We start from the raw sequence: 13,045 nt of genomic DNA on the forward strand, positions 1-13,045 counted from the left end.
GCGGTGACCCGGCCCCGGGCCGTTCAGGCGTGCTCGGACGCCGTCTCGAACCGTTCCATGCGCTCCCTGCCCGCCGCGCCCACGGCGTCCGTCACCGCGGCCACCAGGCTCTCGCTCAGTGCCATCGCGGCCACCAGGGAGTCGAACGGCGAGGCGGACTCCACCCGCGCCGGGAGGACGACCTTGGCCAGCTTGGCGATGGGGGAGAGCCAGTTGTCCGTCATCAGGCACACGGTGGCGCCCCGGGCGGCCATTCCCTCGCTGAAGCGGAGGCTGGACTCGCTGTAGCGGCGGTAGTCGAGGACGAGGAGAACCGTGTTGGCGTCGGCGTCGGCGAGCGCCCTGCGACGCTCCATCTCCTCCTGGCCGATCACGTCGACGTCCTCGCGCAGCTGCCACAGGTGGATGACCAGGTACTCGGCGAGCAGCCGGCTGAACCGGCCCCCCGTCACGCGCACGCTCCGGGCCGGGTCGCCGAGCAGCCTGACGAGGGTGGCGAACTCCGACTCCGGCAGTTCCGCGTAGGTGGCCTCCAGCAGTTGCGCGAAGGCGCGCTGCGTCTCCGGCAGCACGCCCTTCGCGGAGACCGACGCCTTCTCGGCGTACTGCTTCAACGGGGAGCCCAGCTCCCCGTTCAACTCGTGGACCAGGGCGCGCTGGAAGGCCGGGAAGCCGGCGAAGCCGAGCCGGGTGACGAAGCGGACCACCGTCGCCGAACTCACGCCGGCGCCGGCGGCCAGGTCCGCGACGGTGGTGAGGCCGGCCGTGGGGTACTGGGCCAGCACCGCCCGGGCGACCTTGCGTTCGCCGTTGCTGAGTCCGTCCATGGCGGAGAGCAGCAGCTTCCGCACCGACGCGTGACCCCCCGGTATCGTCTCCATCTTTCAAGAATACCAAGGAAGGGCACGCTGAAACGTTCGTTACATCCGATCCGCGCCGGGAACGGGTCGGCGCCACGGGCTGCCCCGGTGGCGCCGACCGTCGACGCGCCGTCAGCCCCGCGCCTCCGCAAGGACACCGGCCAGGGCGTCCGCGAGCAGGTCGACCTCGTCCTCGCCGGCCACCAGGGGAGGGGCGAACCGCACGGTCGATCCGTGGGTGTCCTTGGCCAGGACGCCGCGCCGCATGAGGCCCTCGCACGCCTCGCGGCCGGTCATCAGCCGGGGGTCGATGTCGACTCCGGCCCACAGCCCCCGGACCCGCACCGCCAGCAGGCCGGCGCCGACCAGCTTCCGCAGCCGCGACTCCAGCCGCTCGCCCAGGACCCGGGCGCGCTCCTGGTACTCACCGGTGGCCAGCATCGCGACCACCTCGTGGCCGATCGCGGCCGCCAGGGGGTTGCCGCCGAACGTCGAGCCGTGGGTGCCGGGGGTGATCACGCCGAGCACGTCGTCGTCGGCGGCCACGGCGGACACCGGGTAGAGGCCGCCGCCCAGGGCCTTGCCGAGGACGTAGACGTCCGGCACGACGTCCTCGTGGTCGCAGGCGAAGGTGCGGCCGGTGCGGGCCAGGCCGGACTGGATCTCGTCGGCCACCATCAGCACGTCGCGCCGTGTGCAGAGTTCGCGCAGGTCCCGCAGGAACCCGGGCGGCGGGACGACCACGCCGCCCTCGCCCTGCACGGGCTCGAAGAGGACCGCGACCGCCGTGTCGTCGATCGCGTCGGCGACCGCCTGGACGTCGCCGTACGGCACCCGCACGAAGCCGGGCGTGAACGGGCCGTAGTGGTCGGTGGCGACCGGGTCGTCGGAGAAGCTGACGACCGTCGTCGTCCGCCCGTGGAAGTTGCCGCTCATCGTGATGACGGTGGCGCGGTCCGCCTCCACGCCCTTCACGAGGTAGCCCCACTTGCGGCTCACCTTGACGGCCGTCTCCACCGCCTCGGCGCCGCTGTTCATCGGCAGGACGCGCTCCTTCCCGGTGAGCCGGGCGAGCGCCTCTGCGAACGGGCCGAGCTGGTCGTTGTAGAAGGCGCGGCTGGTGAGGGCCAGTCGGTCGAGCTGCTCGTGGGCGCGCCGCAGCAGGCGCTCCGGGCGGTGGCCGAAGTTCAGGGCGGAGTAGCCCGCCAGGCAGTCGAGGTAGCGGTTCCCGTCCACGTCGGTCACCCACGCGCCGTCCCCGGAGGCCAGGACGACGGGCAGGGGGTGGTAGTTGTGCGCGGCGAAGCGCTCCGTCTGCTCGATGTGCTCGCGCGCCGTCCGTGAAGGGGCCGGCGCAGCCGCCCTCGTCGTGTCGCCCGTGCCCCCGCGGCCCTCGTCGTTCTGGTTCATCCCGGCTCGCCTTCCCGACCGCCCGCTGCACGAACGATCGAAACTGTGGATTCATGCGATATGAGAGGGAGCTAACCTGAAATATTCATTCCATTCAAGGGGGGTGCGGGGTAGCGGCCGCGGCGTGTCGCGCACCGGTTGCGACCGGCCGGAAGCCCTCGGTCATCGCGGATGGTCAGGCGTGTGCGGCCGACCCCGAACGACGCCGCGCGCACGGCCCTTGACGGCCCGTGAATGTAACGCCTGTTTCGGAATCGGCTATTGACACGTGAAACCTATCGCCTGTTTCATTCTGGCCAAGCGGCGAGGCCCGGCACCGAGACGGTCGCGGGCGCCGCATCTCCCGAGCGCGCCACTGGAGGCGTCATGAGCTCCCCCGAAGAAACTGCCCGGTTGAACCGCCTGATGTCCGTCGTCGACGGACTGCGCGACGAGATGACGGCGAGCCTGCAGGAACTCGTCCGGATCCCGTCCGTGAGCCCGAAGTATCCGGGAATCGAGTACAAGGACCACGTCGGCCGGGAAGGTGAGGCCACCGCGCTGCTCACCGACCTCTACCGCCGCGCCGGGGCGTCCGTGGACGTCTTCGCCGTGGAGGAGGGGCGCGACAACGCCGTCGGCCGGATCGGCGGCAAGGGCGGGGGGAACTCACTGATCTTCAACGGCCATGTGGACGTCGTACCCGGCGGCGATCCGGCCGGGTGGGCCAAGGCCCCGCCGTTCTCCGGCGAGGTGATCGGTTCCCGGATGTACGGCCGCGGGACCACCGACCAGAAGTCCGGGCTCGTCGCTCAGGCCTATGCCGCGATCGCCCTGCGCGAGGCCGGGATCGAGCTCGGCGGGGAGCTTCAACTGCAGTGCGTGGTCGGCGAGGAGACCGGTGACCACGCCTGCGGGACGGGCGCGGTGGTCGAGCGCGGGTACGTCGCGGACGCCGCGGTCGTCTCGGAGCCGAGCGCGCCGCCCACGCCGCTGTCGATCGTGGTCGCCAGCCCCGGACTGCTGTGGTTCTCGGTCACGGTCGAGGGCAAGAAGGTGCACGGCTCCATGCGGGGCGCCACCATCCACCCCGCCCACTCCGGCGACCTGATCGGTGTGAACGCCATCGACAAGGTCTTCCTCGTCTACCGGGCGCTGCGTGCGCTGGAGGACGAATGGGCCCGCACCCAGCGGCACGACCTCTGGTACAATGGCCACTTCTCCCTGCTGCCCGGTGCCATGCGCGGCGGCCCCGGCGACCTGACCGTCCCGTTCGCCCTGTCCGACACGGCCACCATCGAGTACGGGGTCATGTACCACCCCGAGCGCTCGCCCGAGGACGTGATGGCCGAGATCCAGGCCGTCATCGACCGTGCGGCGGACGCCGATCCGTGGCTGCGCGACCACCGCCCGCACTGCGAGTGGAAGCTCAACTGGGACCCGTTCGTCACCTCGCCCGACGACGGCATCAGCCAGTCCGTCGCCGGCGCGTACCGCACCGCGGCCCAGGGCACCGCCTTCTCCGACCAGCCCTCCTACACCGGGCTCTACGGCGTCTGCGACGCGACCGTGTTCACCCGCACCGGCGTGCCGTCCGTCGTCTTCGGCCCCGGCGACCTGCGCGTCGCCCACGGCAACGACGAGTACGTCGACCTCGACGAGGTCTGGCTCGCGGCCCGCACCTACGCCGTCCTCGCCACCCGCTGGTGCGGCACCGCTTCCCCCGTGTCCTGACCCGGACAGGTCTCCTCCTCGCGCGGCTCCCCGCCCGCGCGAGGCGCCCCGGTCGTGCGCCCCGGACCCGGTCCGGGGCGCCGAGGTGAACCCCCACCCGCGAGGCGTCGCCCCCCGGCGCCTCGCCGTCCCCTCCCCACGCCCAGACCAGAGGCCCGCTCATGCGCACTGACGTTCCCGGTACACAAAGCCCCGAAGACGGCCCGCCCGAGGCCTACCGCCAGCCGAAGGGGGTGGAGCGGCACGGCATCGAACCCGTACCGGACGAACAGCGGACCGTGCGCTGGTTCGACCTGTTCCAGATCATCATCAACGTGATGCTCAACCCCGGCCTGATCCTCATCGGCGGACTCGCGGTGGTCTCGGGGCTCTCGTTCTGGGCGGCGGTCACCGCCCAGGTGCTGGGCATCCTCATCGCCTTCTGCGCCTACACCGTCATGGCCACCGTCGGCGTCGACTACGGCCTGCCCGGGATCGTGTCGACGCGGGCGTTCCTCGGCATCGCGGCCTCCCGCTGGCTGGTCTCGCTGCTGCGCGCCGTCAGCTCGGCCTTCTGGTTCGCCTTCCAGACCCTGGCCGGCGCCATGGGCATCCTGGCCGTGCTGGAGGCGTGGCTCGGGGTGAAGCCGCCGCTCATCGCCGTCAGCCTCGTCTTCGCGGTGCTCCAGGCATCCGTCGCCCTCTCCGGATACGGATCCCTCAAGTGGCTGTCGAAGGTGGCCTTCCCGGTCAAGCTCGTGATCCTCGGCTACCTCTTCTGGCTGCTCGCCAACCACCAGGCGCCCGGCTTCGCGCCGAGCGAGGTGTTCTCCTACTCCGGTTCGGCCGGGTGGAAGTGGGCGGTGTTCGCGGTCTGGGTGAACGCCGTCGCGGCGGCCTGGTTCAGCCAGGTGACGGACGCTGCCGACTACTGCCGCTACTCCAGGTCCCGCAAGGACATGTGGGTCGGCACCATGGCCGCCGCACTGCTCGGAACGGCCGGATCCGCCTTCTTCGGCGCCTACGCCGCCGCCGCGACCCTCGGGCAGACGGCCAACGCCTTCGAGGTGATCCCCGGCCTCGGCGTCGGCCCGGTCACGCTGGTGCTCGTCCTGATCGTGCTGCTCCTGGACAACTGGACGGTCAACGTGCTGAACGTCTACACGGGCGGCCTGGCACTGGCGAACCTCGCCACCCGGCTGGGGCGCTTCTGGTCGACCATGGTGGTCGCCGCGGTGGGCACGGCACTGGCCGCCTTCCCCGCGCTCATCGACGGGTTCAACGGCTCCATGTCGGCGATGGGCAACGTCTTCGCCCCCCTCGTCGGCGTGATCCTGGCCGACTACCTCGTCATCAAGCGGGGCCGCATCGACGTACCGGCCCTCTTCGACCCCCACGGCCCCTACCGCTACACCGGCGGCGTGAACATCCTCGCCCTCGCCTGGACGGCGCTCGGCGCCCTCGCCTTCTCCGCCCTGCCCGACACGGTGCTGCCGACCCCCCTCGTGGCGATCGCCTGCGGCGTCGGCTACGCCCTGACGGCCCGGATGCTCCCGGCCCGGCAGCCCGCCCCCGCGCCCCGCGCGGAGGCACCCGCCGAGCTCGGGGTGCCCACGGGCACCGCCTGACCGGGGGCGACGGCCCGCACCGCCCGGTGCGGGCCGCCGCCTTGCCGGCGGCAGTCGAGGCCGGGGTTCAGGAGCGGACGGCGGTGCCCATCCAGGAGCGGTTGCCGAGCAGGGTCTTGATGTCCGAGGCGAGGCCGTTGTCGGGGTTCACCAGGAAGCCGAGCTCGTAGAGGGTGTCCTTGTCCCAGCCGGTGGTCAGCAGGCGGATCGGGACGTCGCCGGGGTGGGCGTGGAGGGCGAGTTTGAGCTCGGCCACGATCTCGGGGGTGATCCGGGCGGCCGGAACGGTGATCTGGACCGGCGGCTTGGTGCCCAGTTCGGCGGAGGAGACGTCGAGGGTGGTGATCTCCTGGCCGAAGATGCTCAGCGAGCCGTCGCGCTCGTTGAGCCGGCCGCGCGCCGAGATGACGTTGTCCTCCACCATCTGCTCGGCCATCAGGTTGTAGGTGGCGGGGAAGAACAGCACCTCGACCGAGCCGTCGCGGTCGGCGAGGGTGATGATCGCCCAGGCGTTGCCGGCCTTGTTGATCCGGCGGTCCACCGCGGTGATGAGTCCGGAGAGGCGGACCTCGCCCTCGGTGCGGCCGGAGCCGAGGAGGTCGGCGATCGAGGTGTCGCGGTTCTGGGAGAGGATGTGCTCGGCGCCGTCGAGCGGGTGGCTGGAGACGTAGAGGCCGAGCATCTCCCGTTCCAGGGAGAGGAGTTGGCGGCGCGGCCACTCCCGGTCGGTGAGCTCGAAGTCGAGCCCGATGCCGGGGCCGCCGCCCTCGTCGGCCTCCAGGGCGCCGAAGAGGTCGTCCTGGCCGATCGCCTGCTGCTTCTTCAGACCGGTGACGGCGTCGATTGCGCTCTCGTGCACGGTGCTCAGCGAGAGCCGGGTGTGCCCGAGGGAGTCGAAGGCGCCCGCCTTGACCAGGGAGTCGACGGTGCGCTTGTTGCACACCACCAGCTCCACCTTGTCCAGGAAGTCGGGGAAGGAGGTGTACTTGCCCTTCTCCTCCCGGGTGCGCACCAGCGACTCGATGACCGGGACGCCGACGTTGCGCACCGCCTTGAGGCCGAAGCGGACGTCGCTGCCGACGGCGGTGAAGTCGACCACCGACTCGTTGACGTCGGGGGAGAGGATCCGGATGCCCATCTGGCGGCACTCCGCCAGGTAGACCGCCATCTTGTCCTTGTCGTCGGCGACCGAGGTGAGCAGGGCGGCCATGTACTCGGCGGGGTAGTTGGCCTTGAGGTAGGCGGTCTGGTACGAGACCAGGCCGTAGGCGGCGGAGTGCGACTTGTTGAACGCGTAGCCGGCGAACGGGACCAGGACGTCCCAGACCGCCTGGATGGCCTCGTCGGAGTAGCCGCGCTCCTTGCAGCCGGCGTGGAAGGGGACGAACTCCTTCTCCAGGACCTCCTTCTTCTTCTTGCCCATCGCCCGGCGCAGCAGGTCGGCCTGGCCGAGCGAGTACCCGGCGAGCACCTGGGCGGCGCGCTGGACCTGCTCCTGGTAGACGATGAGCCCGTAGGTGGGGCCGAGGACGTCCTTGAGCGGCTCCTCCAGCTCGGGGTGGATCGGGATGATCTCCTGCTGCGCGTTCTTGCGCAGGGCGTAGTTGGTGTGCGAGTTCATGCCCATCGGCCCGGGCCGGTACAGCGCGGAGACGGCGGAGATGTCGGCGAACTCGGTCGGCTTCATCAGCTTGAGCAGGGCGCGCATCGGGCCGCCGTCGAGCTGGAAGACGCCGAGGGTGTCACCGCGGGCGAGCAGCTGGTAGGTGGTGGGGTCGTCGATCGGGATCTTCTCGATGTCGACGTCGATGCCCCGGTTGGCCTTCACGATCTTGATGCAGTGGTCGATGATGCCCAGGTTCCGCAGACCCAGGAAGTCCATCTTGATCAGGCCCATGGCTTCGCACGACGGGTAGTCGAAGCCGGTGATGATGGTGCCGTCCTTGTCCCGCATGTGCAGCGGGATCAGCTCCAGCAGCGGGGTGGAGGAGAGGATGACGGCGGCGGCGTGCACACCGGTGCCGCGGATCAGGCCCTCGATGCCCCGGCCGGTGTCGATGATCTTCTTGACGTCGGGCTCGTTGTCGTACAGCGCCCGGATCTCGGTGCCCTCGTTGTACCGGGGGTGCTTGTCGTTGAAGAGGTCGGCGAGCGGCACGCCCTTGCCCATGACGTCCGGCGGCATCGCCTTGGTGATCCGGTCGCCCATCGCGAAGGGGTAGCCGAGGATGCGGTTGGCGTCCTTGACGGCGGCCTTGGCCTTGATGGTGCCGAAGGTGTTGACCTGTGCGGTGTAGGCGGAGCCGTACTTCTCGGTGACGTAGCGCACCATCTGGTCGCGCTGGCGGTCGTCGAAGTCGATGTCGACGTCCGGGGGGTTGATGCGCTCGGGGTTGAGGAACCGCTCGAACAGCAGGTCGTGCTCCAGCGGGTCGAGCTGGGTGATGCCGGTCAGGTAGGCGACCATCGAGCCGGCCGCCGAGCCACGGCCCGGGCCGACCGGGATGCCGTTGTCCCGCCCGTACTGGCAGATGTCGGCGACCACGAGGAAGTAGGCGTCGAACCCCATCGGGGTGATCACGCCCATCTCCAGCTCGACCCGGTCCAGCACCTCCTGGCTCGGGTTGTCGCCGTAGCGGTGCTGGAGGCCGGCGGCGATCTTCTGGCGCAGGTACGAGGCCTGGGTCTCGCCCTCGGGCACGTCGAACTGCGGCATCCGGTCGACGTAGGTGAAGACCTCCTCGTACGACTCGACCCGCTCGGCGATCGCCAGGGTGTTGTCGCAGGCCTCCGGCAGCTCCCGGAAGAGCTCGCGCATCTCCTCGGCGGTCTTGACGTAGTAGCCGGTGCCCTGGAACTTGAAGCGGTTCGGGTCGTCCTTGTTCTTGCCCACGCCGACGCAGAGCAGGCTGTCGTGGGCGTCCGCCTGGTCGGCGGTGACGTAGTGCGAGTCGTTGGTGGCGAGCAGCGGGATGTCCAGCTGCTTGGCCAGGCGCAGCAGGTCCGCGCGGACGTCCTGCTCGATGGACAGGCCGTGGTCCATCAGCTCCAGGAAGTAGTTCTCCTTGCCGAAGATGTCCTGGTAGGCGGCGGCCGCCTTGACCGCCTCGTCGTACTGCCCGAGCCGCAGCCGGGTCTGCACCTCGCCCGACGGGCAGCCGGTGGTGGCGATGATGCCGGTCGCGTTGGCGGCGATCAGCTCGCGGTCCATCCGGGGCTTCATGTAGTAGCCCTCCATCGACGCGAGCGAGGAGAGCTTGAAGAGGTTGCGCAGCCCGGTGGCGTTCTGCGCCCACATGGTCATGTGGGTGTAGCGGCCGCCGCCGGAGACGTCCTTGCCGCCCTCGCCGTCGGCGCCGCTCGGGCGCTGGCCGCCGGGGGACCAGAACACCTGCTTCTTCAGGAAGCGCGAGGCCGGGGCGACGTACGCCTCGATGCCGATGATCGGCTTGACACCGGTCTTGGCGGCGGCGTGGAAGAACTCGTAGGCGCCGAACATGTTGCCGTGGTCGCTCATCGCGATGGCGGGCATGCCCTGTCTCTCCGCCTCGGCGAAGAGCTTCCCGTTCTTCGCGGCCCCGTCCAGCATCGAGTACTCGGTGTGGACGTGCAGGTGCGCGAAGCTGTCGGACACGGTGCTGGGCTCCTCGGACGGTTCCAGGACGGGGAAGCGGCCCAGGTTAGTCGTTCGACGCGCGCGACACGCCGCGCCGAACGGCTCCGGCGACGAGCCCGACGGGTTCTCGACGGGGACGGCCCGCCGATCGGCGGGCTCACAGCGTCCGACGGACGCCCGCCTGTCGCTCCAGGTCGCGCAGCTGCACGGCCAGGTTCCCCTCGACGGCTTCGTGGGCGGGGCCCCGGCGTCCCACGGGCAGGACCTCCTCGCCCCGCATGTCCTCCAGCATGAGGGCGAACGCGGCGTAGAGCGCGACGACGGCCAGCAGCATGCCGAGTGCGCCGGACAGGTAGCCGAGCCACGTGGCGCCGGTGAGGTTGGCGAGGGCGGCCGCCGTGAACCGCGGGACGGCGACGCAGAGCACCAGCCACATCGAGCGCTTGCGGTGGGCGACGGAGGCCATCATGAGGGCGAAGACGGCGAACACCAGGTTGAGGACGCCGAGGACGCGCGTCCCGGAGGGGGGAGCGAGGGCGAGGACCAGGGAGCTCGCCAGCCACGTCCCGGAGAAGCAGGCCATCAGCGTCGCGGCGAGCACGTCCCGCGCGCCGAAGGCGAAGACGGCGACGATCAGTTGCAGCAGGAAGGCGGGCAGGATGGTCAGAGCCACCGCCAGGTGGGCGTCGTCGCCCAGGAGCTCCAGCTGGAGGCTTCCGACGACGAAGGAGGCGATCGCCACCGCGAAGAACCCGACCGGCATCGGGGACGCTATCGGACGCAGGTTGATGCGGGTCATCGGGCGCAGGTCCCGCTCGAAGTACCTCCTGGCCTCGCGGGCCGGCTCTCCGGACGGATCGGAATCGTGGTGCACGGGTTCTCCTGTGAGTCGTTCTGGTCGGGACGCGGGACCGGCGGGTCGCGGCCGCCCGGCGTCGGCGATGACGCTATGCGTCGGTCAAGGCGCCGGTTGTCCCCCCAGCGCATGCCGAAGTGCTCCGCAGCGCATGACGCCGCCGCCGCGACGTCGCGGGCCCGCGGGGAGCGGGAGAACGGGTACCGGGTCCAGGTCGGCGTGGTGGCCGTGGCCTCGTGGCCGACGGCCCGGAGCGGCGCTGCGCCTCCACCTGCCCGCGTGGACCGTCTCGCCGGGCCGTGGCCCAGGAGGGGGCGGCGCCGGCCCGGCCGAGCCGTTGCGGGCGACGTTGCGCGCGCTGCGGCGAACGCCGACGCGGCGGTGAGGCCCCCGGCCGCTACCGGCTGCGGCCGGGACCGGGCGCCGGGCCGGACGGCGACCCGCGGAGCAGACCGGCCTCCTCGGCGGTGGCGCAGACCGGGAAGAGCGCGGCGGTGTCCGTGAGCTCCAGCACCCGGCGGGCCATCGGGCAGGGTGCGATCAGGACGAGCCGGACGCCGGCGGCCAGGGCCCGGCGGCGGGCGGCGAGGAGGAGGTTGAGGCCGCTGGAGGTGAACAGGCCGACTCGGGCGAGGTCGACGGCCAGCACCGCGGGACGCCGGTCGAGCGCCGAGTGCAGGGCCCCGGCGGCCTCGGCCTCGCTGTCCATGCTCAGGTCGCCGGTGAAACGGCAGACCAGGGCCGCCCCCGCGGTCAGGGTTTCGCACTTCAGCCACGGACTGGCCGCCGGCCTTCCTTCCGCGTCCACGGTCAGCCCCCCGTCGGCGCGTCGGCCCAGGCCTCGGCGAGGCGCTCCAGGCCCCGCCACAGGTCCAGCGCTGCCGGGAACAGGTGGACGGCGGCGGGGCTGTCCGCCTCGACGGCCGCGAGGTAGGCGTCGACGCCGGTGACGGAGTGCCGCAGCCGGCGGCGCAGCGGTTCCACCTGGCCGGCGTGGTCGCCGCTCTCGCAGGGCGCGCCGATGCGCTCGGTGAGGTACACGGTGAGCCGTTCCAGTTCGTGCCGGGTCATCTGGGTCACGGGACCATCTCCCGGAGGGCGCCCCGCGCGACGGGCGCTGCGCGGGCGTGCGGGTTGAGGTGTCTCCACTGTTCGCCCCGGCAGCATCACCTGTCAACCATTGCACGAAAATATTGTCGTGTTTTGGTCTTCGTGAATCATTGGTCGTATCCTTGGGCCATGGACGACGGCAGCGCGACCGCACGGCAGTGGACCTTCCTGACCAACCACGCCCGCGTCCTCGTCCAGATCGCCCGGGACCCCGGCATCCGGGTGCGCGACCTCGCCACCCGGTGCCTGCTCACCGAGCGCGCGGTCCAGCGGATCATCGTCGATCTCGAAGAGGCCGGCTACCTCAGCCACCAGCGCAACGGCCGCACCAACCACTACACCGTGATCGACGGCAAGCAGCTGCGTCACCCGGCCGACTCCGGGCCCACCCTCGCCGAACTCCTCGCCGTCCTGCTGCGCTGAAGCCCGCCGCGGTTCGCCGGCCTCCCGGGCCCCGGCATTCACTCTTCCGGCCTATTGGGCGCGGTGGTTCGGGGTCGATATATTTTTCTGCATCAGGACGCTTCCCGCAAACCCACAGCATGCGGGGGAGTGCTTTCGGCGCCGTCGCCGCGCCGTTCGAACGTGAATGTCCGACCGTCCGTCGGCGCGGACACCGCCGCGCGACCCCTGGCCCCGACTTCCGCGACCGACGACGGATCACCGACGACGGATCACCGCCGACGAAGCACGCATCCCCGCGTCCGGGCACGCGCCCCTCCGGAAGGCGGACGGCGTCGGCCGCCGGCGTCGGCGTACGCACCAGCCACTCGGGAGGAACCATGAACGCCGCCGCCGACTGGAACGACATCCTGGTCCGTGACAACTTCCAGGACGTGGGACGGACCCCCACGGCCGACCCCGTCTGGGAGTCCCCGGACATCATCCCCTTCGGCAGCGACATCCTGGACTTCGCCCTGCTGGAGTCCAGCTACGGCGGACCCGACCTCGGGCTGAGCCACCCCATCGTGCACGGGCGGCTCAACCGGATCTACGTCCGGGGGAGGAACCTCAGGACCGGCTGTCCCGCCTCCGGTGACGTCAGGCTCTACTACGCCCCCGGAGGGCTGCTGCTCGATCCGCGGGCGTGGACCCCGCTCACCGCCGAGGGCGGCGGCACCAGCGTGCCGTTCACCGTTCGCGGCGGCGGCAGGGAGGTCCCTCCCGGGCAGGTCTGTGTCAGCAGGTCCGCCTTCGTGTGGCCGAGCCGGAACCCGCCGGGCCACTACTGCACGATAGCCACCGTGGACACGCCCGCCCACCCCGTGCCCGCCGCGCTGCCGACGTTCGGCTCGCTCGTCGACTACCTGAACTGGGTGAGGTACAGCCCCAACGTCGGCTGGCGCAACATCGACGTCATCCCGTGCCGGCAGACCAGGTACGTCCTCTCCGACCTGGCCATCTGCAACCTGAACAACACCCCGACGCGGTTCGTCTTCGGGATCTCCGGCACCGACCTGCCCGGCGGCACCGCGACCTTCTCCAACACCGACCAGCAGGCGCCGTTCAGCCTGACGGCGCAGGTCTACGCCCCCGGCACCGACGAGGGGTACACGCGCTCGGTCCTCCTGCCCGCCAACTACTCCGGCACGGTCACGGTCGTGGTCCAGTTCGACCAGCCCCTCCCGTGCGACGCCCGGATCGTGCTGCGGGCCTACAACCCGGTGACCGCCCGCGCCGGGGAACGCGAACGGCGACTCGCGGTTCCGCTCACCGGCGTACCCGGGCTCGCGGACGCCCTGTTCCTCGAACTCGGCGCGTACACCTTCGTCGCCGCACCGGACAGCCCGTGAGACGGCCGGGCGCCTGACGGCCGCCACAGGTGGCCGTCAGGCTGGGGCTGAGCGGCTGACCCGGCCGTTCCCCACGAACC

10 protein-coding genes are annotated in these 13,045 nt (G+C 71.1%); 4 read left to right on the plus strand and 6 right to left on the minus strand.

The window, feature by feature from the left end; all coding sequences use genetic code 11:
• Positions 1-23 precede the first annotated feature (23 nt).
• Both ACFU74_RS31015 and rocD read right to left on the minus strand, forming a co-directional pair.
• Positions 24-881 (minus strand): MurR/RpiR family transcriptional regulator, encoded by an 858-nt coding sequence (locus tag ACFU74_RS31015; protein WP_380762763.1) that lies wholly within the window; start codon positions 879-881, stop codon positions 24-26.
• Between the two features lie 111 nt (positions 882-992).
• Positions 993-2,270 (minus strand): ornithine--oxo-acid transaminase, encoded by a 1,278-nt coding sequence (rocD, locus tag ACFU74_RS31020; RefSeq protein WP_380762766.1) that lies wholly within the window; start codon positions 2,268-2,270, stop codon positions 993-995.
• Positions 2,271-2,636: 366 nt separating this feature from the next.
• Here rocD and ACFU74_RS31025 point away from each other — a divergent pair, with 366 nt between their 5' ends.
• Positions 2,637-3,983, plus strand: coding sequence for a M20 family metallopeptidase (locus ACFU74_RS31025; protein ID WP_380762768.1), 1,347 nt, complete (start codon positions 2,637-2,639; stop codon positions 3,981-3,983).
• Positions 3,984-4,144: 161 nt separating this feature from the next.
• A complete protein-coding gene (locus ACFU74_RS31030) occupies positions 4,145-5,590 on the plus strand; it encodes a purine-cytosine permease family protein (protein ID WP_380762770.1) in 1,446 nt (481 codons plus the stop codon).
• Between the two features lie 67 nt (positions 5,591-5,657).
• Here the strand turns inward: ACFU74_RS31030 and dnaE are convergent, their stop codons facing one another.
• The 4 genes from dnaE to ACFU74_RS31050 all read right to left on the minus strand — a co-directional run bounded on the left by dnaE (position 5,658) and on the right by ACFU74_RS31050 (position 11,142).
• A complete protein-coding gene (gene dnaE / locus ACFU74_RS31035; protein WP_380762773.1) occupies positions 5,658-9,224 on the minus strand; it encodes a DNA polymerase III subunit alpha in 3,567 nt (1,188 codons plus the stop codon).
• A 139-nt stretch (positions 9,225-9,363) separates the two neighbouring features.
• Positions 9,364-10,080: an acetate uptake transporter family protein gene (locus ACFU74_RS31040; RefSeq protein ID WP_380762775.1), complete on the minus strand. Its 717-nt coding sequence runs from the start codon at positions 10,078-10,080 to the stop codon at positions 9,364-9,366.
• A gap of 379 nt (positions 10,081-10,459) precedes the next feature.
• Entirely contained in the window at positions 10,460-10,870 is a 411-nt protein-coding gene (locus ACFU74_RS31045) for an STAS domain-containing protein (protein ID WP_380762777.1), read from the minus strand.
• Positions 10,871-10,872: 2 nt separating this feature from the next.
• Positions 10,873-11,142 (minus strand): hypothetical protein, encoded by a 270-nt coding sequence (locus tag ACFU74_RS31050; RefSeq protein WP_380762780.1) that lies wholly within the window; start codon positions 11,140-11,142, stop codon positions 10,873-10,875.
• A gap of 159 nt (positions 11,143-11,301) precedes the next feature.
• Here ACFU74_RS31050 and ACFU74_RS31055 point away from each other — a divergent pair, with 159 nt between their 5' ends.
• A complete protein-coding gene (locus ACFU74_RS31055) occupies positions 11,302-11,595 on the plus strand; it encodes a helix-turn-helix transcriptional regulator (protein ID WP_380762782.1) in 294 nt (97 codons plus the stop codon).
• Between the two features lie 359 nt (positions 11,596-11,954).
• A complete protein-coding gene (locus ACFU74_RS31060; RefSeq protein ID WP_380762783.1) occupies positions 11,955-12,965 on the plus strand; it encodes a hypothetical protein in 1,011 nt (336 codons plus the stop codon).
• The last annotated feature ends 80 nt before the right edge of the window (positions 12,966-13,045 follow it).

The organism is Kitasatospora sp. NPDC057500, from assembly GCF_042802195.1.
GTDB lineage: Bacteria > Actinomycetota > Actinomycetes > Streptomycetales > Streptomycetaceae > Kitasatospora.

Excerpts from the sequence above, each read along its gene's own strand:
- ACFU74_RS31055 (WP_380762782.1), top strand. The coding sequence starts at position 11,302 with ATGGACGACGGCAGCGCGACCGCACGGCAGTGGACCTTCCTGACCAAC.
- ACFU74_RS31030 (WP_380762770.1), top strand. The coding sequence starts at position 4,145 with ATGCGCACTGACGTTCCCGGTACACAAAGCCCCGAAGACGGCCCGCCC.
- ACFU74_RS31025 (WP_380762768.1), top strand. The coding sequence starts at position 2,637 with ATGAGCTCCCCCGAAGAAACTGCCCGGTTGAACCGCCTGATGTCCGTC.
- rocD (WP_380762766.1), bottom strand. The coding sequence starts at position 2,270 with ATGAACCAGAACGACGAGGGCCGCGGGGGCACGGGCGACACGACGAGG.
- ACFU74_RS31060 (WP_380762783.1), top strand. The coding sequence starts at position 11,955 with ATGAACGCCGCCGCCGACTGGAACGACATCCTGGTCCGTGACAACTTC.
- ACFU74_RS31015 (WP_380762763.1), bottom strand. The coding sequence starts at position 881 with ATGGAGACGATACCGGGGGGTCACGCGTCGGTGCGGAAGCTGCTGCTC.